We start from the raw sequence: 23,529 nt of genomic DNA on the forward strand, positions 1-23,529 counted from the left end.
CATGTCAGATACAGCGAAAAAAACACTTATCATCGCCGAAGCAGGTGTCAATCATAACGGAAGTGAAAAGCTCGCAAAGCAGTTAGTTGATGCTGCTAAATCTGCGGGAGCCGACATTGTAAAATTTCAAACATTTAAAGCAGCAAATCTAGTTACTCAAAGCGCTAAACAAGCGCAATATCAAACGGTAAATACCGAGGTAGATCAAACACAGTATCAACTGCTAAAAGAACTCGAGTTACCATTTGAAACGCATATGGCAATTAAAAACTATTGCCATCAAGTCGGTATTGAATACTTATCTACAGCATTTGACGATGAAAGCTTAGATTTTTTAGTAAAGGACATGGCATTAAAACGCCTAAAAATTCCATCTGGAGAACTCACCAATTTACCCTTTGTACTCGCACACGCAAAGACAGGTTGTCATTTAATCGTTTCCACAGGCATGGCAACGAATGAAGAAATAGAAATTGCACTTGGCACCATTGCATTTGGCTTATTATCTATCGAAGAAGCACCTTCACTATCAGCTTTCAGTCGCGCCTATAAATCCCAACAGGGGCAAGAAGCTTTAAAACGCAAAGTTACGATTCTTCATTGCACGACTGAATACCCTGCACCATTTAATGAAATTAACCTCAATGCCATGGAGCAAATGAACATAAACTTTTCATTACCCATTGGTTACTCAGATCATAGCGCTGGCATTGTTGTACCGATTGCAGCTGTTGCAAAAGGCGCTTGTATCATTGAAAAGCACTTCACTTTGGATAAAAATCTCCCTGGGCCCGATCATAAAGCATCTATTGATCCCAGTGAATTAACACAAATGATCACAAGTATTCGTATTGCTGAGCAAGCACTAGGTTCGTCTATAAAAGCACCCACCTCCTCAGAATTAGCTAACAAATCAGTCGCGCGTAAAAGTATCGTTGCCAAAAAAGACATAAAAAAAGGAGAGCTTTTAACAACAGAAAATCTCGCTATTATGAGACCGGGTTCAGGTATTGATCCCAAATATTACTGGCAATTATTAAATGTACCTGCACATTATGCTTTTCAAGCAGGTGATTTAATCAAAGTAGATTAAAGTCGATAATTAATTAGCACAATCAATACGTTTGGTGTACTTTTTGCTTTAGCTAACAGTAATATTAAAGCTATTCATTATTTTAGCCGATACAAGGTATATGATTAGGGGGATTAAATGAGTCATAATTGGCAAGATGTATTAATACCGCCAACTGCAACAATGGAGCAAACCATATCAGTCATCGACAAAGGTGCTATGCAATTGGCACTTGTCGTAGATGAGCAGCAGGCGCTACTTGGTGTTGTTACTGATGGTGATATTCGCCGTGCTTTAATACGTCATCAAGATTTAACAACGCCAATTGCTGATGTCATGAACAAGTCACCGCTTGTCGCTAATATTGATACCTCAAGAAATAAATTATTAAGCTTGATGAATAATCAAGGGCTAGGTGCTATTCCGTTAATTTCAGACGGTAAAATAGTAGGATTAGAAACACTTCAAGACATCATTAAAAAACCTTCATACGACAACCCTGTGTTTTTGATGGCGGGAGGCTTTGGTACTCGTCTAAGACCGCTCACTGACAACTGTCCTAAGCCCTTACTAAAATTAGGTGATAAACCCATTTTAGAAACCATTCTTAATAGCTTTATAAACAGTGGCTTTCATCAGTTCTACATTTCAACCCACTATATGCCTGAAGCCATTCATAATCACTTCGGTGATGGCAGTAAATGGGGTGTGAAGATACATTATGTTCATGAACAAGACCCGCTTGGTACGGGAGGCAGCTTAGGTTTACTACCAGATGATTTACCCGATTTACCCATCATAATGATGAATGGCGATGTGCTGACAAAGATTGATTTTGAGCAATTGTTGAATTATCACAATGAATATAGCCCTGTTTGTACTATGTGTGTTCGCGAGGAAGAGTATAAAGTACCTTACGGCGTAGTAGAGGCAGAAGGAACGAGAATCACTAGCTTAGTTGAAAAGCCAACTCATAAATATTTTATTAATGCAGGCGTATATGTTGTCAGTCGCACTATGATTGATGCTGTACCTAAAAATCAACGTGTTGATATGACAGATCTCATCGAAAACTACATAGCCAATAAAAATTTCGTTGCCATGTTTCCCGTTCATGAGTATTGGTTAGACATAGGTAAAATGGTCGACTTTTATCAAGCGCAAAAAGATGTAATGCAAGGCGGAAAATTCTATGGGTGATAAAATATTAGCGATAATCCCAGCACGTGCGGGCAGTAAACGCTTACCTGGTAAAAATATCAAAACACTTTGTGGCAAGCCGCTAGTACAGTGGACGATAGAAGCCGCACAGCAAACTCCACAGATCTCCGAAATCATTGTCAGTACTGACAGTGAAAATATTGCAGATATCGCAAAACAATGTGGCGTTGCTGTTCCCTTTCTTAGACCCGAAAGTATTTCTGGTGACAAAGCAACGGCGATAGATGTCGTGAGTCATACAGTTGAATATTTGAAAAATCAGGGGAAGTCATTTGATTATATCGTTTGGCTACAACCAACCTCGCCTTTAAGAACCAAGGAAAATATTCAACAAGCAATACAATTATTGAAAGATAAATCCGCCGCCGGCGTGATCAGTGTCTGTGAGTGTGATCATTCGCCAATGTGGAGTAATACCTTACAACCAGATGGCAACATGAAAAATTTCTTATCCAATTTTGTTAAAAAAAATCCAAGAAGCCAAGCATTGCCAACATATTACCGCCTTAATGGTGCTATCTATATTGCCAATGTAGAGGATTTACTAAAGCAAGAAACATTTTTTCTAGAAGATAAGCTATTCTCTTACATAATGAAAAGAGAAGACTCTGTTGACATAGACCATCATTTAGACTTCAAATTAGCTGAAATTTTGTTGTCTGAACGTCAACAAGCGGCGAAAGAAAATATTATTGGATTTTAAAAGATAAGACTAGCTTCATTAGTCTTGAAGCTAGTTATTGCTAACGTTTTGGTAGGTATTAACCGCTTTTTTCTTTTTTGATTGCTTTTGGCCATCTGCTAACGACTTAGCTCGTTCTTTAAGCAGCAATTCGACTTGAATATTATCCTGCGCTTGAACCTTACGTAAAAATTCTTGCAGTTCATTTTCTAAGTTTTCACTGTTAGTGTCACGCACTTGTTTAGTAAGCGTTTTCAACAATTCCAAGCGCAATGAAAGTTTAGCTTCTACGTGTTCGAACTTATCATTCTTTGTTAACGTCGCTATTTCAGCAGAAAGATCGTCTATCTGCTGATATAACTCAGCAAAGGGCATATTAAGCTCCTACAGCCGTAGTCGCTTGCTCATTTTTTTGCTTTAGTTTGTCTAAACCTTCTTGTTTAGCGTCTTCCGGCATTTCAGACCACGCGCTTCTAACAGGCTTGATCATATCAACGACTTCATCTAACTTGGCAATATCTAAAGATGTACTTGCTTTCATCAAACAGTCTATACAATAGCTGTACATCACTTGAAAATTCTTAGAGATTTCAGGCTGACTATCAAAATCTAATGATTGAATTAATGCGTCTAAAATATTTATCGACTTTGTCAAAGACTGGGCTTTAAGTTCAAAATCTTTTCTTTCTATCGCCCCTCTGGCCGTGGCAACACCTTTTAATAATCCATCGAACATTAATAAAATAATCTGGTGAGGATCAGAAGCTAAAATATTACTGTTAATATCTACTTGTTTGTATGCACTTAAATTCTTTCTCATGACAATTCTCCTACAACATTACTTTCTATGTGCAACGTACTTTCTAATTGCTAGCGCCACCACCAGTATTTACTGGTTTAAGCGCAGTTTGAAGCCAACTTGACGTTGCGTTGTAACCTGCAACTGTGGAATCTAAAAAAGCAAATCGCTGTCTTAAAGTATCTTCATAATTTCTTAAACGCGCTTCCAAATTATCGTATTCGTCAGAAATATCTGTCAAATTCTCGTTCAAACTCTTCTGTCGCTGCGTCAATGTACCATCGCTATCATTGTAACCTTCAATTAAAGTGGTTAACTGATCGATGATACCATTAGGAGAAGCAAAAATTGCACCAACTTCATTAAGATTATTTTCAAGAGCGTCTGAAAGCATTTCAGCGCCGCTTTGCATTGAACCAACACCAACAGAAGAAACTTTCAACACACCAAATTCATCAAACTGTATCCCCATATCGCCAAGTGATTTAATATCACCGGTCATGCCTGATACAGTATTAATCAAAATACTTTTTAGTTGTCCATCCATTGAACGCAAATCTGAATCAAAGGCTAATTTACCAAACTTAGCAGAACCTAAAACATCCATGCTGCTAGATAATTCGTTAAATGCACTAACAAACTCTTCAATTAACTCCTTAGGAGCTTCTTGATCTTGGCTTATATCTAAGGTCGCAGGGCCAGACGCTGAGACCTTATTAGCGACAATGGTAACGTCTTCAATGCTGTTCTTGAACTCATTGGTATCATTGGTGATAAAGTTCCCATTACCATCTACTTCAATAATGGCATCTTGTGCATTACGGGTAATTGTTGCATTAGTTGCTAAACCGTCGAGTGCAGCATCACCTGTAGAAACAGAAAGCTCGTTGGCTAACCCTGTATTCTTCGATGTGTAAGTTAAATACGTACCGGAATCACTGTTAATTAGACTAGCCGTTACGCCAAAATTATCACTTTGTGAGTTTATTTTGTCACGAATAGCTGAAAGATCATCAGCTGCATCGATTGTAACATCAAAGCTATCCGCACCAGCACCAAACGTTAAAGTACCCGCACCGACTGTTGTGGTAGAACTTGCAAAATCTTCTGTTTGTATACGAGTAGCTTGCGCAAGTTGTATTACTTCGATATCAAAGCTACCGTTACTGGCAAAACCATTTGTGGTAACAGTAATGTCTTCATTACTTGTTGATATAACTTGTTGGTTAAAATCATCTACTGAAGCAAGTTTCTCAGCAACAGCCTGGAAAGTAGAAAGTGCTGATTTAAAAGTACCTATACCAGAAAGCTCAGCTTTTACTCTGTCTTCTTTCTCTTGTAATCTAATTTCAGTGGGAATAGATTCAGCGGTAACAAATGCTTCAATGATAGACTCAAGATCTAAACCAGAACCTACACCTGCAGAAGTTATGTTCATATTACCCTCCTAAAATAAATCGTAAATTACAAAAAAAGACATCTACACTTTTTCATCAAGAAATATACCAGATTTAAGGTCAATATCTTGACGCAAACCTTTAATTTTTTGTGCTAACTCAATTAGCTCATCAGATGGAAACTGTTTGATCAATTCATTACTTTCAGTATCAAACACTTTAATAACAGTTTTCTCTGATTGTTCGTCCATTGAGAAATTTACATTGCGATTATAAATTTGCATAAACTCTGAAATTTCTTCAAATGCAGTTTGAATTTCTTCATTTGAAACTTCTTCAGATTTACTTGCTTGTGCTTCTAACTTTTTCTGTTGAGCTTCTTCAATCTCTTTAAGTTTAGCATAATCAAGCTCTATAGCCTTGAGCTCAGCTTTTTTAGCTTCTTCATCTTTACTAACTGTCTGGGACTGCTGGGCAATTTCAGAGAATTGGTTTGATGGTTGCGCATCGATAACTACTGCTTTAACCATAATTTACTCCTACTTTCTATTGGCAAAATGGCACTCATAGTGAGTGCCATTGATTCTCTAAACTATAACTCACCGTATGATTATAATAAAGATAACGCTATCTGTGGTTGCTGGTTAGCCTGTGCTAACATAGAACTTGATGCCTGTTGAAGTACTGTACTTCTTGCCAATGCAGCACTTTCTGCAGCGTAGTCAGTATCTTGAATACGTGATCTTGATGCTGACAAGTTTTGCGACGTATTATCATTACTACGAATGATAGAAGAGAAGCGGTTTTGCTTAGCACCTAAGTCAGCACGTGTGTCGTTTACCGTTACTAGTGCAGCATCAATCTTAGCTAAAGATGCAGAAGCAGCAGTTGCAGTTGTTACACCTACGATGCTTGATAATACTGAAGCAGCAGTAAAGTTTTGACCAATACTTAAGGTAATACCTTGGTTATTATCAGCACCTACTTGGAACACTTTACCTGTGTAAGTACCATCTAATAAGTTTTCACCAGCAAAACCAGTATCTGTTGAAATACGTGTTAATTCTGTTTCCAATTCTTGGAATTCTGAATCTAGTGCTGTTCTATCCGCTGCACTGTTAGAACCATTCAATGCTTGAACAGAAAGTGTACGCATACGTTGAAGTGTATTTGTGTACTCTTCTAATGCACCCTCAGCTGTTTGCGCTAAAGAAATACCATCGTTGGCGTTACGTGAAGCCTGGTTTAAACCATTAATTTGTGCTGTTAAGCGACTTGAAATTTGCAAACCAGCAGCATCATCTTTTGCACTGTTGATACGTTTACCTGAAGATAAACGCTCGAAGTTTGTTGCTAAGCTATTTGTTGAATTAGCTAATTGACGCTGTGAATTGATTGATGCAATGTTACTATTTACTACTAAAGCCATGATTATGCTCCTGTGGGAAACCCATTCTCGTTGGTTAATCTATGAGGTTAGTTTCATCACCAAGCCTCTCTGAAAACTTTATCGGTAAATAAAAAAATAACTTTAAACTTTTTTAAGAAAAAACGTAAAAAGATTGACAAAATATCTTTAAGCTATTGGTTTTTATAATAATAAAAAATACAAAAAAACCCTCAAGAGAGGGCTTTTTATTAAAGATAAGGTATAACTTAACGTGGTTATTGCAGTAACGATAACGCTATTTGAGGCTGCTGGTTAGCTTGCGCTAACATCGAACTTGATGCCTGTTGCAGTACCGTACTTCTCGCTAATGCAGCACTTTCTTGTGCATAGTCAGTATCTTGGATACGCGATCTTGATGCTGATAAGTTTTGCGAGGTGTTGTCATTACTACGAATAATTGACGCAAAACGGTTTTGCTTAGCACCTAAATCGGCACGTGTTGACGTGACAGTTGCCAAAGCATTATCAATTGCTGCTAACGCGTCAGATGCATGACTTGCTTCTGAAATACCATCTATACTTGATAAAATAGATGCCGCAGCAAAGTTAATACCAATACTAATTTCAATGTTTTGACCATTGTCAGCACCAATTTGGAATACTTTACCTGTATAAGTACCGTCTAATAAGTTTTCACCGGCAAAACCTGTATCAGTTGATATACGTGTAAGCTCAGTTTCAAGCTCCTGGAATTCAGCATCCAGTGCCTTTCGGTCAGAGTCACTGTTTGAACCATTTAACGACTGCACTGATAATGTACGCATACGCTGCAATGCATTGGTATATTCATCTAACGCACCCTCAGCTGTTTGCGCAAGAGAGATACCATCATTGGCATTACGAGCTGCTTGATTAAGACCGTTAATTTGTGCTGTTAACCGACTTGAAATTTGTAAGCCCGCAGCGTCATCTTTTGCGCTATTAATACGTTTACCTGAAGACAATCTTTCAAAGTTAGTCTGTAGGTCATTTGTTGAGCCATTTAGTTGGCGCTGTGCATTCAAAGATGCGATGTTACTGTTTACTACTAAAGCCATTGCTATCATCTCCTAAAATTTAGTTAGGTAGTGGTTCTTGTGCTGATAACAACAAAGTGCTGAACCACGATAATCAAAAAAATTGACACTCAAACTCTTGCAGGTGCTATGCCAACATTACAAATAATTAAATAAACTTAAGTTTTTCACTTGCACAAACGTTTGTTGGGCAGCTTGTAAAGCGACCTTAGATTGCTCAAAGGTTGCAATTGCTTTGGCATAATCCAGATCTTCAATATTCGAACGCCCTGTTTGTAAGTAAAGCTCTGAATCAAGATGGTTATTTTCTTGATTTTCAATAAGTTGAAGCCTTATCCCCGCAGTAGTTTGGTTAGAGACAACGTGATTTAAGGTCGCATCTATCTGACTGAGGATATTGTCATAGTCAACTTTATGCTGTGTAGGATCTGCTGGAGAATTTCCTTGTGAAATCCAATCTATCGCCTGCTTCATGGTTTCAAATACACTAATATTTTCTTGAGGAGTCAGATCAAAGTTGTCACCCGGCAATGGGTTGCCATCTATCTGCACTTCTACACCATTAGGTAAGGAAACAATTTGCCCCGGTGTATAACCGGCAATATTTGCCATGACATCACCATCAGCATCGGTAACGACTAAATTGGTTGCCGAAACAAAATCGAAATTATAATCAGGCGGGTAGCCTGCACCTGGTGTTGTGTTATTAAGACCTGGGTTGATTAATTCTGCACGACTGACGCGAATACCTGAAGTATTAGTGTTATACACGGGGGTATAATCACCTATCGCATTAGCCACTTTTTCAAAAGCTTGATCTCCGGCTAAACTCGTGGCGACATTAACACTTTTAGCAATTTGCAACTGACGCTCACCACTGTCTCCCTGATAAATAACTGAGTTGTCAGGTTGTAAGCTAAACGGCTTAACATCAATTTTGTAACCAGAGAAAATGTAACCACCCGTTTCATCTTTCAGATTCGCGATATCTAACATTTGTTCTAAATTGTCTTTCGCTAAATCTGCAAGTGCTAACAGATCTTGGTCTGATTGCGTACCATTTTGTACTTGAATAAAGCGTTGCTTAAACTCTTGCATAATACTGGTGGCGTTATCGAAAGACGTTTCAATTAAGCTATTGCGGTTTTCCGCTTGGCCAATATTACGCTTGTATTTTTCTATGTTAGAAAGTTCGTCTTTGTACCCTGTTAACGTACCAAATTGTACTGCGTCATCTTTTGCCGTAAGTACACGCTTACCGCTTGATATATATCCGATTTGATCATTAACACCTGACTGTTTGTTACTTAATTGCAGGCTATTTTGATAATAAAATTGTGCTGTTGATACGCGCATTATTCCTCCTACCTAGCCGCTGCTAGCAAGGTGTCAAAGATAGTATTGGCGGTTGAAATAATTTGAGATGCCGCTTGATATGCTTGTTGAAATCGCAGTAGATTTGCAGCTTCTTCATCTAAATTTACACCTGATGTTTCTTGGTTACGGTTAAATGCTTGGGTAAACATTACCTGTGCTGTATCAGCCACCAATTCCGCCGATGCTGCTTTGGAACCAACATTAGCCGTTGAAACGCCTAAGCTTTTCGAAAAAGACTCTTTGCCACCATTAATAACGCCTTGTTCTTGGGTAAACGCCATCGCAACTGCGTTGTTACCATTACCAATACCGAAAGCATCTTCAATAAAAAACTGTTCAGGCGCATTAGGTGCAGAGCCTGATGGGGTACCTGAAATATTTACTTGAAATAATGCTGCAGCTGGCAATGGTGGCAGATCTACAGTAAATGTTGCTGGGGGTGTTGGTGGTACATAAGGGATAGGTGCAGATGTCACACCAAACTTATCTGTTATTGTGTAATTAAAAGTACCAACAGGATCTTCAAGCACGTCAATGCGTATAGGCATTTCGGCACGAGCAGCAACAGGGTCGATCATATTAACAATTTCAATCTTGCCAGCACTGACATTATTGTCAGAAGGTCTAATTGCAACAGGCGTTGAAGCAGCAATAGCTGCACCATCTGTTATTTGCGCTTCCATTAGTGCGGCACTGTTTTCTGTTGGCCTGATAATAAAGGTGTCATTTGCTGCAGGTGCACCACCTGTTTCAACAAATTCAAAACCATATGATGTTGTATATGTACCGCCACCTGGAGGACCTAAATTATCAATAGTCCCGGTAGTCATATTCATCATTTGGTAGTTAGCACCGTCAAACTTAATTTGAAATTCATCGGTCGGCACTTGGCCAATATCGCTAATCGTCACCTCAGCGGTTAAATTACCTGCATTTGTCGTAGGGGTAAGTACCCGTGAAGCAGTTAATAAAGCTGAGTTAATGTCAGTAAAAAAGTTTGCACCTTGAATTTGATTTAAATCCAAACCATCTGCTTGACTCGCATTAAGAGTCTCTGAAATCGCCATTGCTAGTCGATCTATATCTCTTCGTGTTTGCGCAAGGTGTTGATCACGAAAAGCGAATTTAGCGCCAAGCTCGCCACCTAACGTTTTAGGCGATAATGCGACGGCTCCATTTACACCAGCGATTTCTAACGTAGTTTTATTTGGATCTGGGTTTCCCGCTACCACGTTAACCCTAAGTGGTGTTAATCCTGCGACTAACGTTGCGCCACTGCCAATCATGACCGTCATCACGCCATTGGAATCTGAAACAGTATTTACATTGGTGTACTGACTTAATTCACTGAGTAATTGATCCCGCTTATCTAATAAATCATTAGGCTGACCAGATGGACCAAAGCTTTTGTTTTGTAAAATTGATTCATTGATTTTGGCAAGTTCAAAGGAAATTTCTGTAATTTTATCAGCTACTTGAGTTATTTCATTATTGGTAGAGTTTTCAAGTTGATCAAAGCTTTTACTGATAGAACGAAAATCACTCGATAAGATTTCAGCTTGCGTTAGCGCAATATTACGTAGTCCTAAATCGCTCGGATTATCAGCGATGCTATTAATTGAAGTATAAAAACGCTCAATGGACCCTGATACTTGATTACCCGAAGAACTCATGATCTCATTTAATTGCGTTAAACTTGCATGAAAAGCGTTTGCTTCACCTAAATTCGTGCTATTTAGTAATTGTTCTTTATAAGAAAACTGGTTGTATAACCGAGTTATATCTTCAACATAGGTACCAGAGCCTAGAAAGTTTCCACCAAAACTATCGCCCACTAAAGTCGTTTGTTCTGCTCGCTGCCTGTTGTAACCGTCAGTATTAACATTAGCAATATTATGGCCAGTGGTCGCTAACTGTTGCTGCGACGAAAGTAGCCCACTAACCCCAGTTTGAAATAAGTTAAACGACATGATTGACACTCCTACAGAGATAAAACAACTTACTGATTAATAAAATTATTTACTTAATAAGCTGGTTACTCTACGTAATGTCCCCATGATTTTTGATGCATATTGAGGATCCGTCGCATAACCGGCACCCTGTAAGCTATGCAGGAATTGTTCCACATTTCCAACTTGCTTTAATGCGCCTTGGTATCTGCTGTTATTTGAAAGGAAATCGACATAATCAACAGCACTTTCCATCAAATTATTGTAAACACGAAATGGTTCACGTTTTTTAACCATAGTACCTTGTTCGAATTCAAGTGTTTCTTTATGAATTTTATCGCCGTTCCATCGTTTGTCTGCTTTGATATTAAAGAGATTGTGAGAGCTTTCGCCATTTTGCTGTTGAATAATCTTTTGCCCCCAGCCCGTTTCAAGTGCAGCTTGGGCAATAACGACTTCAAAGGGTACGTTAAGCTTTTGTTCAACGAGTTTTGCCGGCTCAGTTAACGCAGTTACGAAATCTTCAGGTTGCTCGAACTTCAACGGTGTTGAATTAACTTTCGCTTCTGACTGTTCAGGTGATATATCGTTGTCAGTAATTTGACGGCTGGGTAACGGATTATCAGTTACAGTGCGACCTGCAGCTTGTATATTTTCAAACGAGCCTGCTTTAAATAGTGACTGTGGCGTAAAGTTTTCTGAATCACCACCCAGTTGACGAACAATTAAATCAGAAAGGCCTAGTGAACCATTATTAGATAACTCCAACGCTAATTGTTGATCATGCATATCACGATAAAACTTCGTTGATTCGCTATTAAAAGGACTATCAGACTCCAACACTTCTTGCGCGCTACGCATACTTTTAAGCAACATCTGCATAAAGATTGCTTCAAACTGCTTAGCAGCTTGTGTTAAAGCTTTATCTTTATCTTCTTTGTTGGTTTGCTTAGATTGCAGGCGAATATCATTTAAACCATTTAGGTCTAAATAATTTTGTGCATCACCTATTCGCGTATTCATCAGGCCGCTCGCTATATACTAAATAATGACCAACTCGCCGCGCAACGCGCCAGCTTGTTGAAGGGCTTCTAAAATAGCCATAACATCGCCAGGGCCAGCCCCAACATTGTTTACCGCTCTAACTAACGCATCTAATGTTATGCCTGGATTAAAAACAAACATACGATTGTCATTTTGATTCACATCAACAATTGATGTCGTTGTAACAGCTGTTTCGCCTTCTGCAAAGGCATTAGGTTGTGTGACTTCAGGATTTTCATTAATGGTTACGGTAATACCGCCATGCGTCACCGCAGCAGGTAATAAACGCACATCTTTACCAATAACAATAGTGCCCGTTCTCGAATTAACAATAACTTTTGCTGCTGGAGAATCTGGTTCAAATTCTAAGTTTTCCAACATTGATAGAAAAGTAACACGTTGGCTTACATCGCGCGGCGCACTGACTTGTACAGACGTTGCATCAATTGCCCGTGCAATGAATGTTGCAGGATCATTAGGATTCGCAAACTCAGTATTAATGGCTTTTTCTAGATTTTTCGCGGTCGTAAAATCTGAGTTACGCAAATTAAAAGTAATATGATCGCCCATAGCAAAAGGAGAGACGACTTCTCGCTCAACAATAGCTCCATTCGCGATACGTCCTACCGTTGGAGTATTTACAATAACTTTAGACCCATCTAAACCCTCTGCGCCTAAACCACTTACCACTAAGCTCCCTTGAGCAACAGCATAAGCATTACCGTCAATCCCCATTAAAATGGTTTGCAATAACGTACCACCTCGTAAACTCTGTGCGCTCCCCATTGATGACACTGTAATATCAATGGTTTGACCTGGTTTAGCAAACGCAGGTAATTCTGCATGAACAGCGACGGCAGCAACATTTTTAATCTTGGGTTTTAAATTTTGCGGCATCGTAATACCAAAGTTACTCAACATTGTTTTGAAACTTTGCTCTGTAAAAGGACTTTGTTCACCTGTGCCAGGCAGACCAACAACTAACCCGTAACCTACCAATTGGTTATTTCTAACACCGGCTACGTCAGCTAAATCTTTAACGCGCTGTGCTTGCGAACTAAAAGTGGCAATTAAGGCGAATACTACTATCAATCGTTTGAATAAAACTGTCATGTTAATCACCTATTTATAGAGGCCACCAAGAGCTATTAAAAAATTTGCTTAACCACCCTTGTTCTTGTACTTCCGCGAAAGTTCCTGTGCCAGAATATTGAATACGCGCATTAGCTACCTTTGATGAAATAACTGTGTTCGCTGACGTAATATCTTGTGGACGAATAATGCCGGTCAAACGGATATATTCATCGCCATTATTCAACGTTAACCATTTTTCACCACGGATCATTAGATTACCGTTTGGTAATACCCGTAGGACATGAACCGAAATATTGCCGCTTAAACTATTACTTTGATTCGATTTTGAATCACCTTTGAAATCTGAATCTTGGTCTAAACCAAATTCTACTGAATCACCTTTAAAAGTAACCGGTGCGCCACCTAAACCTAGAATAGGGTTTAAGGTATTGCTATTTTCCTTTTTCAATTCTGTTTTTGCATTTTTCTGGGCTTGAGTGTTTTCATTCAAAATCACCGAAATAATGTCACCCACGCGATGTGCTTTAGAATCAGAATATATGTTATTAACATAGTTAGTGCGAAACAGTGATCCAGTGGGTACGACTGGTGCTTCTTCCATTTCAGGTTGAATAGGCGCAAAATCTGGATCATTCGGTAGTACTTTCGCTTGTTCTACACTGGCACAGCCAGATAACGTCATCCATGTTACGACTATCAGAGCAATTGTTTTCATGTGACGTCTCCTATCTTTTATAACTGTTGGTTGATATAACTAAGCATTTGATCAACCGCTGAAATGACTTTTGAATTCATCTCATAAACGCGTTGACTCTCAATCAAATTGACCAGTTCTTCAGTGGTGTTAACGTTTGATGTTTCTAACGCACCTTGTACTAACATACCGAAGCCTTCTAAGCCTGGAACACCTTCTTGCGGCGCGCCACTAACAGCCGTTTCTACAAAAAGGTTTTGTCCAATAGGTTCTAAACCGGTTGGGTTAACAAAATTAACCGTGTTAATTTGACCGATAACAGCGGGTTCTGCTTGTCCTTGCAATGTTGCTGACACTTCACCGTCTTGTGAAACAATAATTGATTGAGCATCGGGTGGAATGGTAATTTGCGGCTGCATTAAATAGCCAGCGCCTGGTGTTACCACATTGCCTTCTTCATCCATCGTAAACTGACCGTTGCGTGTATATGACAAACTTCCATCAGGCATTAATACTTGGAAAAAACCTTCGCCTTGTACCATTAAATCTAGCGAATTATCGGTGGTTATCATATCGCCTTGGGTATGAATTTTTTGGGTTGCAACGACTTTTGTACCTGCACCTAGCATTAAACCAGATGGCATTTCAGTGTCTTGTGCCGAACGACCACCTGGTTGGTTAATCGTTTGGTACAGTAAGTCTTCAAACACTGCACGGCTTTTTTTAAAACCAACAGTACTCGCGTTTGCGAGGTTATTTGAAATAACGGCAATCTCTTTTGTTTGCGCGTCTAAACCTGTTTTACTAATCCACAATGCTGGGTTCATAAATCACCTCAATAATTAGTTAAAAAGCACGCAATAGTGATGCGCTCGCTGAATCTATTTCTTCAGCGGTTTTCATAAGTTTTAATTGCATTTCAAATTGGCGCTGCAGTGAGATCATCTGTGTCATTTCGCTCACTGGATTAACGTTGCTAGATTCCAACATGCCACTTTGAATCGTAACGCCTAGATCTGCGTCTTGTTGATTAGCCAGTTCACCACGAAATAAGCCATCATTACCTCGCACTAAAGAACGTACGTCTGGATTTACTAACTTAATACGTCCAACCTCTTCTTGCACTGATGCTGGCGCGCCAGCTGGTTGAACCATAATCGTGCCGTCTTTTGAAATCTTTATGTTATTTACAGGTAATGGCAAAAACACTGGCCCCCCGTCACCCATGACTAAATCACCATTAGGTGTTTGAAGGTAGCCTTCTTCGGTAATGGTTAAATGACCATCTCGTGTGTAGGCTTCTAGGCCATCTTTTGCTTGAACGGCAATCATACCTGCGCCTTGCACAGCAATATCAAGATCACGCCCTGTAGTTTGCAAAGAGCCACTGTCAAAGTTTTGGCTAGCTTTTTCAGTCATGGCAAATACACGTGTCGGTAAACCTTCGCCAAATGCTTGCATAGAACGTGCTTGGGCAAGGTCAGCCTTAAACCCAGTCGTCTTTGCATTGGCAAGGTTGTTAGCATTTATCGCTAACGACTTCATGTTTTGCTTGGCACCACTCATGGCGATATAAAGCATTTTGTCCACGGTAAATTCCAATCTAAAAAAGTGATACTTTCAAAATGCAAGTAAAGTGCCAACTAATGTAATAAAGCTGGATAAAAATGAAGGGAGAGTAAAGTCAAGGAGAATTAGGTACAAAAAAGCCCTTAACTAACATTAAGGGCTTTATATTAATAACGTAAAATCTGTTATCTAATCTGTAAAATCGTTTGGTTTAACTGATTATCAACTTCAAGCGAACGTGAGTTAGCTTGGAAATTTCGTTGTGCAGATATTAAATCAATTAGCTCTGTGGTTAAGTTCACGTTTGATTGCTCAAGGGCTGACGATTGTACTGTACCAAAGGTACCTGTGCCAGCTTCGCCAGCGAGTGCTTCACCAGAGCTAATACTTTCTTTCCATGAAGTATTTCCTATTTGCGTTAAGCCCTGTTCGTTAGCAAAGTTAACGAGTGCAATACGTGACAATGGCTCTGATGTACCATTACTGTATGTTGCTCGAATCAAACCATCAGTATCAATATCAATACCAGTCAATCGACCAACGGCTAGCCCATCTTGTTCCAGTGCTGTAACTTCAAAATTTGAGGCAAACTGAGTTGGTTCATTGGCATTAGGGCCACCCGGATCTAAATTAAAGTCAATGGCAATGGTTTGGGTCGCATCTGCGCCATTAGCTAATATACCAGCACCTAACGGAAGCGTAACAATGCCGCCTTCTGCAGGTGTTGGTATCATCGAATCAAAATCACCAGAATTGGTAAAGGTTAACTGAGCACCAACAATACCACCAGGGGCTAAAGGACCAGATACGGTACCACCAACGGGGTTAGTACTACCACCTGCAGGATCTTCAATCGGTACTAATGTGCCATCGACCCCAGTAAATACATCCCAGGTATTTGCCGCAGATTTGACAAAATAATAGGTCATTACATGACTATCCCCTAAGGAATCAAACACAGTGACTGATGTAGAATGGTTATAAGTTAATGGATCAGTATGGTCAAAATTACCCGGTGCACCGGTAATAATGGCATCACCTGCGGGTAAGTTCATGCGAATATCCACTTCACTGGTTTGTGTTGGCGCACCAGATGAAGTTGGAATACGAATAGGAGAAGCGGTACTTAAACTCACTGACGCCGAAGATCCGTCAGCATTAACGGGGAAACCTAGTAGATGCTGGCCTTGTGAGTTGACCACAAAGTTACTGTCGTTTAATTTAAACTGGCCCGCTCGGGTGTATGAGGTTTCTAAGCTATCTAACTCAGGCACTGTAGCGAAAAAACCATTACCAGTAATAGCTAAATCTAAGGCGTTGTTAGTAAATTGAATACTACCTTGAGAGAACTGTTGAGCAACATCAGATGTTAACACCCCATCACCCACTTTAGTTTTACCCGCAGCTAGTAAAGACGATGCATAAACATCAACAAATTCAGCCCGTGACTCTTTAAAGCCAACGGTATTAACATTAGCAATGTTATTAGATGTAACATCCAAATCTTTTTGTGCGGCATTCAAACCACTTAATGCGATATTAAAAGACATAACTTCACCTCTTTTACAAAATTTTTTTCAATAACTGAATCAGGCTATAAGCCACAATTAACTTTCTGATACTTCAACAACATCGATGAGTTTCATGGTGCTACCACCGTTAAGGTTGAGCAAAATATTGCCACCTGATCCTGCTAGCGTGACACTGTCGACTTTACGATACGTCATCGCTTGTAATTCACTGGCTTCACCATCAACTAAACCAGCGACTCTAAATCTATATGCACCTGCTGGTGCTTGTTCGCCAATTGAGTTTTCACCATTCCAGGTAAATGAAAATTCACCAGCTTGAACATTGCCAACGGGTACAGTTTGGATAATTTCGCCGGCTGTATTTTCAACATATATATTTACATTACTAGCAGGAGCATCAGTAACTAGCTTACCCTTAACGGGTTCCCCCTCAGCCTTACCAAATATATTGTCTTCAACAAGTACACTGCGGCCAACAAGTGATGATGCTTGTAAAGCTTGGCTAGAAGACATTGAAGCGGCAAAATCTGAAAATTTATCATTCAGTTTTTGTACACCATCCGTGGTTGAAAATGCGGTCATCTGAGAAATCATCTCATTGTTTTCCACAGGCTTTGTGGGATCTTGATGAGACAACTCTTTCGTTAACAACGCAAAAAAATCTTCTTGGGTAAGCATGCCATTATCATCTTCGTTAGCTTTTTTATAGTCTTCCTGCTGCCAACGCATATGTTCTAATGGGCTACCGCCTTTTACTGATTCCATAATCACTCCAAACTAGAAATTATCGTTGACCCAACATAATTGTCTTGTTCAACATATTCTTAGCTGATTCCGCCAACTGAATGTTTGTTTGATACGAGCGAGATGCTGAGATCATATTCGTCATTTCTTCAATTACATTCACATTGGGTTTATATATATAACCATTTTCGTCCGCCATTGGATGATCAGGAGCATGCTCGACATTCAATGGTTTATTACTTTCCACTATCCCCATTACCTTGACGCCAACTGACTCAGATTGTCCTGCGGCAGCTTTTTGCATCTCAGCGGCAAAAACCGGATGACGTGCACGATATGTTTGATCGATACTACTACTAACACTGTCAGCATTGGCGATATTACTCGCCGTAGTATTTAATCGTACAGACTGTGCGCTCATTCCCGTTGCAGAGATATCAAACACGTTAAATAAACTCATAATTATTTACCTCCACCTAATGCTTTTTTCAGGCCGCTGATCTTACTATTCATAAATTGTAAGCTCGCTTGATAGTGCATTGAATTATCTAGATACAAGTTTCGTTCCATTTGTACATCAACGGTATTACCATCACCCGTATCTGGTTGATTTGGAACACGAAAATCTACATTATTGTTAAGTTCACCACGGACATCAAAGTGCTTTTCATGGGTACGAGACATGCCGCTTTGTTGCCGGCTTGCCGCCTGGGCAAGTGCCGCTTTGAAATCCATACCTTTTGATTTGTATCCTGGTGTATCGGCATTTGCGATATTTCCAGCGATAACTTCTGCGTTTTGTGATCTCACCCTTAAACTGTCAGGGTGAATACCGAATGCTTTGTCGAAACTGATGGCCATGGGGCTTCCTCCATACTAATGTAGAAAGCCATTCAAAAATTATGCCAGTGAAAACTTATTGGAAAGGAAGTTTACTTTTTCTTGTAGACAATACCAGGGTGGCATCGCAACATTTCAAAATTTTGGTTAAGGCCAGAAAGTGACTCTGAAGCCCCTAAAAATAGGTATCCACCGCTATTTAACACGCCATGAATTTGCGACAATATTTGCGCTTTAATCTCAGGTGAAAAATAAATGAGTACATTACGACAAAAAACAATATCGAACCGCCCCATTAAGCTATAACTACCCAATAAATTTAATTGACGAAAGTTCACCATTTTTTTGACATGATCTTTTACCTTTAGCATACCGTTGTCACCGTTTTCAAAAAACTGTCGTTTTCTTTCTGGCGATAAACCACGAGATAAGGCAAGCGAATCGTAATGTGCATACTTGCAATGATCTAACATCGTATTTGAAATATCAGTACCAATGATCTGCGCACCACCAGGCAAGCTTCCTGGGTTTGATTGCTGAAATTCTTGCGCAGACATCGCTATTGAATAAGGCTCTTGTCCTGAGGAGCTTGCCGCCGACCAAATTTTGACAGGTGTTCGTTGACCTTTAAATTCAGGCAGTATTTTTTTCTTGAGTAACTCAAATGGATATTCATCACGAAACCAAAGTGTTTCATTGGTCGTCATGGCGTCGATTACCGCTGAACGCAGTTGTCTTTCCATGGGGCTCAACGTTCGAGTAACGAGATCACCTAACGTTAATACGTCAAACTTAGCCATTAATGGTGCTAGACGACTTTTAACCAAATATTGTTTATTGTCGCCCAATACGATGCCGCACTGCTGCTCTAAAAACTCTCTAAACTGATGATAACTTTTATCATCAAGCTGTCTAGCTGACACTATATTTTCCTGCCTTATGCTACTTTTTATATCCTAAACAAGCTTGTACTAGTTCAGTTCGTCTACTTTTAACCATTTTTTTACAGCAGTGGCTAGTTCGTCTGGGTGGAATTTAGGGATAAAATCTTCAGCACCTACTTTTTCTACCATTGCGTTATTAAAAACACCACTTAATGACGTATGCAATATTACGGGCATTTTTCTTAACTGCTCATTACTTTTTATTTCCGCTGTTAATGTATAACCATCCATTTCTGGCATTTCGATATCAGAAATAAGTAATGCCACTTTTTCATCAATAGATGCACAACCTTCAGCGATTGCATTTAATTGATCCAACGCGTCTTGGCCATTTTTAGCTAACAGCATTTTTAATCCTAACGGTTCCAACGCCCTTTTTACTTGATTTCGCGCCACGGTAGAATCATCAGCGATCATAATAACGCGATCTCCCATACTCTCACCAACAGAAGAATCAACAACATCTTCACTCAGGTCTGTAGAAACTGGGTTTATCTCATTAAGAATTTTTTCAACATCTAAAATTGATACCATTTCATTATCAATTTCAGTAACCGCTGTTAGGTAACTTGATTTTCCAGCGCCTTCTGGCGGCGGCATTATATCTTGCCAACGAATATTAATAATACGTTCAACACCACCAACTAAAAAGCCTTGAACACTTCTGTTATATTCGGCAATGATAACAAATGCATTTTCGTCGGGCACTATTTCAGGCCCCCCTGTTGCTTTGCTCAGATCAATAACTGATATTGTTTGCCCACGTATGTGCGCAACACCTTTTACAAATTTATCTTGTTTCGGCAATAAGGTTAGTTTTGGGCAAGGCATAACTTCACGTACTTTAAACACATTAATGCCAAAGCGTTGACGACCCACTAATTTAAAAAGTAATAACTCAAGTCTATTTTGTCCCACTAACTGGGTACGCTGATTTACTGAGTCTAAAATTCCTGCCATAAAAACCTCTAATTATTTTCCTGCAACCTTTAACGGCTAAAAGGCATAATTCTTGATAGTATACTTAGTTATCATGTTTAGTGCCTATTTATTGACACTAAAGAACTTACATAATGCTCACTATTAAGCATAGACGAGTATTTCAAATTCCCTAGTATTTAGATTACAAAATTTATGAGCAAATTAAAGATATTTATCACTTTTTCAATTTTTAGCAGCTTACTTCTCAGCACATTAAATGCGAAGGAGTTTACACGCGAAGAAATTAAATTATTTGCTAAAAATTATGTGGCGCAACATTTACCCACCTCACAAGGCAGCAAACGAGTCATTACACCCGCGGATATCGATCCAAGAATACACATAAAACCTTGCTCGGTTCCGTTACAAGCGAATATACCTGAAAATTACTCAACGAGAAACGTCAATGTTAAAATTTATTGCGAAAGTTCAACACCCTGGAACATTTTTCTTCCCGTTAGAGTCGCTGAAGAGATTCCTGTTTTAGTTGCTAAAATTAAAATAGCTAAAGGTACTGTACTTGATGAAAGTAATGTTGCAATTGAATGGCGCCCTTTACATCAAACGCGCGGAGAGATTATACGCGACCCTGCAATCGTGCATGGCGCTCGAAGTAGAAGAAGCCTCACAAGCGGAGCCGTTATTACTAGACGAATGTTTTGTGTCGTATGTAAAGGGGAAAATGTTGTGATTAGTGCAATAACTGATAACCTAACAATAAAAACGAAAGGAACTGCGCTTGCGAACGGTGTTAGAGGCCAACAAATAAGGGTTCGCAATAACCGTTCTGGCAGAGTAATTACAGCAGAAGTTAAAACTATAAACCAAGTAGTGATTAATCTATAATAAAAACATTAAAGAAACTTATAGTTTTGCCGATAAAAAAGATAGACACAACATTTGATTGCCTATAGGGTTTTATTATGGCTATGAATATCAACAACTTGTCAAATACAGGACAAGTAAAACAAAAAGTTGAGCAACAATCTCAACTGAAACAGCAACAGTCGCAAAATATTGCAAATGCTGATCAAGCAAAAGCGACAAGTAAAGATTCTGTTTCTATTACACCACAAGCAAAGCAGCTTGGCGAATTGCAAAAGAAAGCCCAAGATGCGCCTGTCGTTAACCAAAAAAAGGTTGATGAGCTTAAAAAAGCAATTGCTTCAGGTGAATACAAAATAGATACAGAAAAATTAGCGGCAAGTATCGCTAGTTTCGAATTTAAACTGACTGAGTCAGTGTAACCTATGTTAAGGAAAGTAAGTGGCTGATAACATAAATTACCGTCAACTATTAGAAAAACAGTTTGCACAATTGCAGCAACTGGAAGCGATCATTGACGAAGAGCGACTTACTTTGCAAAGCAACTCTCCTGACGCGTTAACAGGAATCACCGAACAAAAAAATACATTATTGCTTGAAATTCAAACGTTAGACCAAGAATTTTCACAAAGTATGGCGTTTAGTGAGCAAAAAGCACGAGGCGAGTTGGACGAACTTTTATCGTCAATTGAACAAGCCTTATTGCGTTGTAAAGAGAAAAACCAAGTAAACGGTCATATTATTCAGCAATCGCAAATGGCTGTTGAACGCTTAAAAACGACATTGCTTCAGCAAAATGGCAAATCAACTGTTACCTACGATAAAAAAGGTAAAGCTTCTGGTGGATTAAGTAGCTTAGGCATAAAAGCATAGTAAAGAGTACGAATGATAAAAAGGCCTGACAATCTGTCAGGCCTTTTTATTTAATTTATCCAGTCCGAAATAAAGTTAGTAATATTTCACTTCTTTAATTTCTTTTTGTCTGTTATTTGATAAATATATGTCCCAAACATCTTTAAAATCAAGATGTAACTCCGTAGTGTAAGTATCTCCTACAGGGTAACTTTTGACCACCTTCGCCCCACGAATAATACCTTGTACAGAGGCTTTAAGGTGCTGATCTTCAACAATCAAATTACGCATTGTTGTGTTACCAGACAGCTGTTGACCGTAAACTTGTTCGGCGAGTTCAGCATATGCAGCAACTTTCGAGGCATTTATTGCCATCAACATCTTTTGTGTTTTATTTGACGACTTTTGTAAACTAATGGGCGCTTGACCAATCGCGGTAATTACAGGAAAAGAATCAGGCGTTACCGTCTGCCATTGTACATGTTTGTCGTAAACAGAACTGCACCCGACTGACACTAATGAAGCGCTCAAACATAGTACTTTGAAAAATGTATGTTGTTTCATAATGTCTGCCTATTGTTGAATTTTCACAGCTCTAGCTTCTTCCAGCATAGCTTCAGAGTCACGAAGAATCATACCGTCTTTTATCTTTACGTTTTCACTACGTTGCAACTCATCACCAATCACCCATTCAGGAATAAAAGATTGCGCAGTTGCAACTACAACACGAGACTGCATACCTATCATACGAGCATTTACCATTACACCACCATTTTGTTTCATCATGGTGCCGGTAACAACGTAGTCAATAATCTGACGTTCAGGTAACTCCTTCCAGTCGCGACTAAAAACATAATCACCTTCTTTAGTAACACGAATATGCCCTGTTGTTTTAAAATCAACAACAATTAAGCCATGACGTTGTAACTCGTGAACAAAGCTTTCTGATAGCTGGTTACCTAGCCAATTCGTCGACTCTAAATCAGCTAAGTGCACAAATGACGCGACAGCGACCGGTGTTTTAGGCGTAACAAAGGTACTACTTTGCAGCATTTGAAATGCTAATCCTTTTACCACATCATTAATCGCATGTTTGGGCAGTTGATAAGCGTCGATTTGACCTTTATCTCGATGTGCGGCTTGATAAAAGTCATCATCTGATTCGTTACTGCCGTTTAACGTCATAGTGCTGCACGACACTAACCCTGGCAGTAACATAAGCATTAACCAATTTTTCATTGAGCTCCCCTCAAATACCACTAAACTCTATTGTGAAACATAAAGCACAATTCACGCCAACTTTGAATTAACACGGTTAAAAATTAAGTATAGGCACAAAACCTGCATTAGCTTAATTTAATCATGTATGGGTCGAGCATTTGACACTCAGTAGCTACTTCAATTGAAATGTCTTATAACTACACTTAGTGTTAAGTACGCAGTAGC

Annotated in this window: 27 protein-coding genes; 6 read left to right on the top strand and 21 right to left on the bottom strand. The window is 39.2% G+C overall.

Annotation, left to right across the window (positions count from 1 at the left end; translation table 11 throughout):
- Position 1: 1 nt before the first annotated feature.
- The 3 genes from neuB to QUE09_RS13470 all read left to right on the top strand — a co-directional run bounded on the left by neuB (position 2) and on the right by QUE09_RS13470 (position 2,996).
- Positions 2-1,093: an N-acetylneuraminate synthase gene (gene neuB, locus QUE09_RS13460; RefSeq protein ID WP_286233290.1), complete on the top strand. Its 1,092-nt coding sequence runs from the start codon at positions 2-4 to the stop codon at positions 1,091-1,093.
- Positions 1,094-1,210: 117 nt separating this feature from the next.
- Positions 1,211-2,272 (top strand): nucleotidyltransferase family protein, encoded by a 1,062-nt coding sequence (locus QUE09_RS13465; RefSeq protein WP_286233291.1) that lies wholly within the window; start codon positions 1,211-1,213, stop codon positions 2,270-2,272.
- Entirely contained in the window at positions 2,265-2,996 is a 732-nt protein-coding gene (locus QUE09_RS13470) for an acylneuraminate cytidylyltransferase family protein (protein WP_286233292.1), read from the top strand. Before QUE09_RS13465 ends, QUE09_RS13470 begins: the two co-directional genes overlap by 8 nt.
- 30 nt (positions 2,997-3,026) lie before the next feature.
- Here the strand turns inward: QUE09_RS13470 and fliT are convergent, their stop codons facing one another.
- From fliT to QUE09_RS13565, 19 genes are all read right to left on the bottom strand, one after another.
- Positions 3,027-3,350 (bottom strand): flagellar protein FliT, encoded by a 324-nt coding sequence (fliT, locus tag QUE09_RS13475; protein ID WP_286233294.1) that lies wholly within the window; start codon positions 3,348-3,350, stop codon positions 3,027-3,029.
- Position 3,351: 1 nt separating this feature from the next.
- Positions 3,352-3,795 (bottom strand): flagellar export chaperone FliS, encoded by a 444-nt coding sequence (fliS, locus tag QUE09_RS13480; protein ID WP_286233295.1) that lies wholly within the window; start codon positions 3,793-3,795, stop codon positions 3,352-3,354.
- A gap of 43 nt (positions 3,796-3,838) precedes the next feature.
- Positions 3,839-5,212: a flagellar filament capping protein FliD gene (fliD, locus tag QUE09_RS13485; protein ID WP_286233296.1), complete on the bottom strand. Its 1,374-nt coding sequence runs from the start codon at positions 5,210-5,212 to the stop codon at positions 3,839-3,841.
- Between the two features lie 42 nt (positions 5,213-5,254).
- Complete coding sequence (locus tag QUE09_RS13490; RefSeq protein WP_286233297.1) at positions 5,255-5,701, bottom strand: flagellar protein FlaG; 447 nt, start codon at positions 5,699-5,701, stop codon at positions 5,255-5,257.
- Positions 5,702-5,781: 80 nt separating this feature from the next.
- A complete protein-coding gene (locus QUE09_RS13495) occupies positions 5,782-6,600 on the bottom strand; it encodes a flagellin N-terminal helical domain-containing protein (protein ID WP_286233298.1) in 819 nt (272 codons plus the stop codon).
- Between the two features lie 236 nt (positions 6,601-6,836).
- Positions 6,837-7,658 carry a flagellin N-terminal helical domain-containing protein gene (locus QUE09_RS13500; protein WP_286233299.1) on the bottom strand — a complete coding sequence of 274 codons (822 nt, stop codon included), beginning with the start codon at positions 7,656-7,658 and terminating at the stop codon, positions 6,837-6,839.
- Positions 7,659-7,775: 117 nt separating this feature from the next.
- The gene (gene flgL / locus QUE09_RS13505) at positions 7,776-8,993 is read right to left on the bottom strand and encodes a flagellar hook-associated protein FlgL (RefSeq protein WP_286233300.1); all 1,218 of its coding nucleotides are present in this window, start codon (positions 8,991-8,993) and stop codon (positions 7,776-7,778) included.
- 8 nt (positions 8,994-9,001) lie between these two features.
- Complete coding sequence (gene flgK, locus QUE09_RS13510; protein WP_286233301.1) at positions 9,002-10,984, bottom strand: flagellar hook-associated protein FlgK; 1,983 nt, start codon at positions 10,982-10,984, stop codon at positions 9,002-9,004.
- A 45-nt stretch (positions 10,985-11,029) separates the two neighbouring features.
- The gene (gene flgJ, locus QUE09_RS13515) at positions 11,030-11,986 is read right to left on the bottom strand and encodes a flagellar assembly peptidoglycan hydrolase FlgJ (protein WP_286233302.1); all 957 of its coding nucleotides are present in this window, start codon (positions 11,984-11,986) and stop codon (positions 11,030-11,032) included.
- 18 nt (positions 11,987-12,004) lie between these two features.
- Positions 12,005-13,120: a flagellar basal body P-ring protein FlgI gene (locus tag QUE09_RS13520; RefSeq protein ID WP_286233303.1), complete on the bottom strand. Its 1,116-nt coding sequence runs from the start codon at positions 13,118-13,120 to the stop codon at positions 12,005-12,007.
- A gap of 13 nt (positions 13,121-13,133) precedes the next feature.
- Positions 13,134-13,817 carry a flagellar basal body L-ring protein FlgH gene (gene flgH / locus QUE09_RS13525; protein WP_286233304.1) on the bottom strand — a complete coding sequence of 228 codons (684 nt, stop codon included), beginning with the start codon at positions 13,815-13,817 and terminating at the stop codon, positions 13,134-13,136.
- 17 nt (positions 13,818-13,834) lie between these two features.
- A complete protein-coding gene (gene flgG / locus QUE09_RS13530) occupies positions 13,835-14,623 on the bottom strand; it encodes a flagellar basal-body rod protein FlgG (protein WP_286233305.1) in 789 nt (262 codons plus the stop codon).
- A 19-nt stretch (positions 14,624-14,642) separates the two neighbouring features.
- Positions 14,643-15,386: a flagellar basal-body rod protein FlgF gene (flgF, locus tag QUE09_RS13535; RefSeq protein WP_286233306.1), complete on the bottom strand. Its 744-nt coding sequence runs from the start codon at positions 15,384-15,386 to the stop codon at positions 14,643-14,645.
- Positions 15,387-15,550: 164 nt separating this feature from the next.
- A complete protein-coding gene (gene flgE / locus QUE09_RS13540; protein ID WP_286233307.1) occupies positions 15,551-16,915 on the bottom strand; it encodes a flagellar hook protein FlgE in 1,365 nt (454 codons plus the stop codon).
- A gap of 57 nt (positions 16,916-16,972) precedes the next feature.
- Positions 16,973-17,662: a flagellar hook assembly protein FlgD gene (locus QUE09_RS13545; protein ID WP_286233308.1), complete on the bottom strand. Its 690-nt coding sequence runs from the start codon at positions 17,660-17,662 to the stop codon at positions 16,973-16,975.
- A 19-nt stretch (positions 17,663-17,681) separates the two neighbouring features.
- Complete coding sequence (gene flgC, locus QUE09_RS13550; RefSeq protein ID WP_286233309.1) at positions 17,682-18,101, bottom strand: flagellar basal body rod protein FlgC; 420 nt, start codon at positions 18,099-18,101, stop codon at positions 17,682-17,684.
- A gap of 2 nt (positions 18,102-18,103) precedes the next feature.
- Positions 18,104-18,502 (bottom strand): flagellar basal body rod protein FlgB, encoded by a 399-nt coding sequence (flgB, locus tag QUE09_RS13555; RefSeq protein WP_286233310.1) that lies wholly within the window; start codon positions 18,500-18,502, stop codon positions 18,104-18,106.
- A gap of 71 nt (positions 18,503-18,573) precedes the next feature.
- The gene (locus QUE09_RS13560) at positions 18,574-19,404 is read right to left on the bottom strand and encodes a CheR family methyltransferase (RefSeq protein ID WP_286233311.1); all 831 of its coding nucleotides are present in this window, start codon (positions 19,402-19,404) and stop codon (positions 18,574-18,576) included.
- Positions 19,405-19,452: 48 nt separating this feature from the next.
- A complete protein-coding gene (locus QUE09_RS13565) occupies positions 19,453-20,385 on the bottom strand; it encodes a chemotaxis protein (protein WP_286233312.1) in 933 nt (310 codons plus the stop codon).
- A gap of 174 nt (positions 20,386-20,559) precedes the next feature.
- Between QUE09_RS13565 and flgA the strand changes: the two genes are divergently transcribed.
- From flgA to QUE09_RS13580, 3 genes are all read left to right on the top strand, one after another.
- Complete coding sequence (gene flgA / locus QUE09_RS13570) at positions 20,560-21,252, top strand: flagellar basal body P-ring formation chaperone FlgA (protein WP_286233313.1); 693 nt, start codon at positions 20,560-20,562, stop codon at positions 21,250-21,252.
- Positions 21,253-21,329: 77 nt separating this feature from the next.
- Entirely contained in the window at positions 21,330-21,653 is a 324-nt protein-coding gene (gene flgM, locus QUE09_RS13575) for a flagellar biosynthesis anti-sigma factor FlgM (RefSeq protein ID WP_286233314.1), read from the top strand.
- 19 nt (positions 21,654-21,672) lie between these two features.
- Positions 21,673-22,104: a flagella synthesis protein FlgN gene (locus QUE09_RS13580; protein WP_286233315.1), complete on the top strand. Its 432-nt coding sequence runs from the start codon at positions 21,673-21,675 to the stop codon at positions 22,102-22,104.
- Between the two features lie 75 nt (positions 22,105-22,179).
- Here QUE09_RS13580 and QUE09_RS13585 read toward each other — a convergent pair whose 3' ends face one another.
- Together QUE09_RS13585 and QUE09_RS13590 are read right to left on the bottom strand one after the other, a co-directional pair.
- Positions 22,180-22,647 (bottom strand): LPP20 family lipoprotein, encoded by a 468-nt coding sequence (locus QUE09_RS13585; protein ID WP_286233316.1) that lies wholly within the window; start codon positions 22,645-22,647, stop codon positions 22,180-22,182.
- A 9-nt stretch (positions 22,648-22,656) separates the two neighbouring features.
- Positions 22,657-23,322, bottom strand: coding sequence for a FlgO family outer membrane protein (locus QUE09_RS13590; RefSeq protein WP_286233317.1), 666 nt, complete (start codon positions 23,320-23,322; stop codon positions 22,657-22,659).
- Positions 23,323-23,529: the final 207 nt, after the last annotated feature.

Source organism: Thalassotalea sediminis (assembly GCF_030295915.1).
Taxonomy (GTDB): Bacteria; Pseudomonadota; Gammaproteobacteria; order Enterobacterales; family Alteromonadaceae; genus Thalassotalea_C; species Thalassotalea_C sediminis.

Coding starts and splice junctions, on each gene's coding strand:
- QUE09_RS13565 (WP_286233312.1), bottom strand. CDS start 20,385: ATGGCAGGAATTTTAGACTCAGTAAATCAGCGTACCCAGTTAGTGGGA.
- flgA (WP_286233313.1), top strand. CDS start 20,560: ATGAGCAAATTAAAGATATTTATCACTTTTTCAATTTTTAGCAGCTTA.
- flgM (WP_286233314.1), top strand. CDS start 21,330: ATGGCTATGAATATCAACAACTTGTCAAATACAGGACAAGTAAAACAA.
- QUE09_RS13500 (WP_286233299.1), bottom strand. CDS start 7,658: ATGGCTTTAGTAGTAAACAGTAACATCGCATCTTTGAATGCACAGCGC.
- flgG (WP_286233305.1), bottom strand. CDS start 14,623: ATGAACCCAGCATTGTGGATTAGTAAAACAGGTTTAGACGCGCAAACA.
- flgB (WP_286233310.1), bottom strand. CDS start 18,502: ATGGCCATCAGTTTCGACAAAGCATTCGGTATTCACCCTGACAGTTTA.
- neuB (WP_286233290.1), top strand. CDS start 2: ATGTCAGATACAGCGAAAAAAACACTTATCATCGCCGAAGCAGGTGTC.
- QUE09_RS13465 (WP_286233291.1), top strand. CDS start 1,211: ATGAGTCATAATTGGCAAGATGTATTAATACCGCCAACTGCAACAATG.
- QUE09_RS13545 (WP_286233308.1), bottom strand. CDS start 17,662: ATGGAATCAGTAAAAGGCGGTAGCCCATTAGAACATATGCGTTGGCAG.
- QUE09_RS13585 (WP_286233316.1), bottom strand. CDS start 22,647: ATGAAACAACATACATTTTTCAAAGTACTATGTTTGAGCGCTTCATTA.
- flgK (WP_286233301.1), bottom strand. CDS start 10,984: ATGTCGTTTAACTTATTTCAAACTGGGGTTAGTGGGCTACTTTCGTCG.
- flgC (WP_286233309.1), bottom strand. CDS start 18,101: ATGAGTTTATTTAACGTGTTTGATATCTCTGCAACGGGAATGAGCGCA.
- QUE09_RS13520 (WP_286233303.1), bottom strand. CDS start 13,120: ATGACAGTTTTATTCAAACGATTGATAGTAGTATTCGCCTTAATTGCC.
- fliT (WP_286233294.1), bottom strand. CDS start 3,350: ATGCCCTTTGCTGAGTTATATCAGCAGATAGACGATCTTTCTGCTGAA.
- flgE (WP_286233307.1), bottom strand. CDS start 16,915: ATGTCTTTTAATATCGCATTAAGTGGTTTGAATGCCGCACAAAAAGAT.
- fliD (WP_286233296.1), bottom strand. CDS start 5,212: ATGAACATAACTTCTGCAGGTGTAGGTTCTGGTTTAGATCTTGAGTCT.
- flgH (WP_286233304.1), bottom strand. CDS start 13,817: ATGAAAACAATTGCTCTGATAGTCGTAACATGGATGACGTTATCTGGC.
- flgJ (WP_286233302.1), bottom strand. CDS start 11,986: ATGAATACGCGAATAGGTGATGCACAAAATTATTTAGACCTAAATGGT.
- QUE09_RS13490 (WP_286233297.1), bottom strand. CDS start 5,701: ATGGTTAAAGCAGTAGTTATCGATGCGCAACCATCAAACCAATTCTCT.
- flgL (WP_286233300.1), bottom strand. CDS start 8,993: ATGCGCGTATCAACAGCACAATTTTATTATCAAAATAGCCTGCAATTA.
- fliS (WP_286233295.1), bottom strand. CDS start 3,795: ATGAGAAAGAATTTAAGTGCATACAAACAAGTAGATATTAACAGTAAT.
- QUE09_RS13470 (WP_286233292.1), top strand. CDS start 2,265: ATGGGTGATAAAATATTAGCGATAATCCCAGCACGTGCGGGCAGTAAA.
- QUE09_RS13495 (WP_286233298.1), bottom strand. CDS start 6,600: ATGGCTTTAGTAGTAAATAGTAACATTGCATCAATCAATTCACAGCGT.
- QUE09_RS13590 (WP_286233317.1), bottom strand. CDS start 23,322: ATGAAAAATTGGTTAATGCTTATGTTACTGCCAGGGTTAGTGTCGTGC.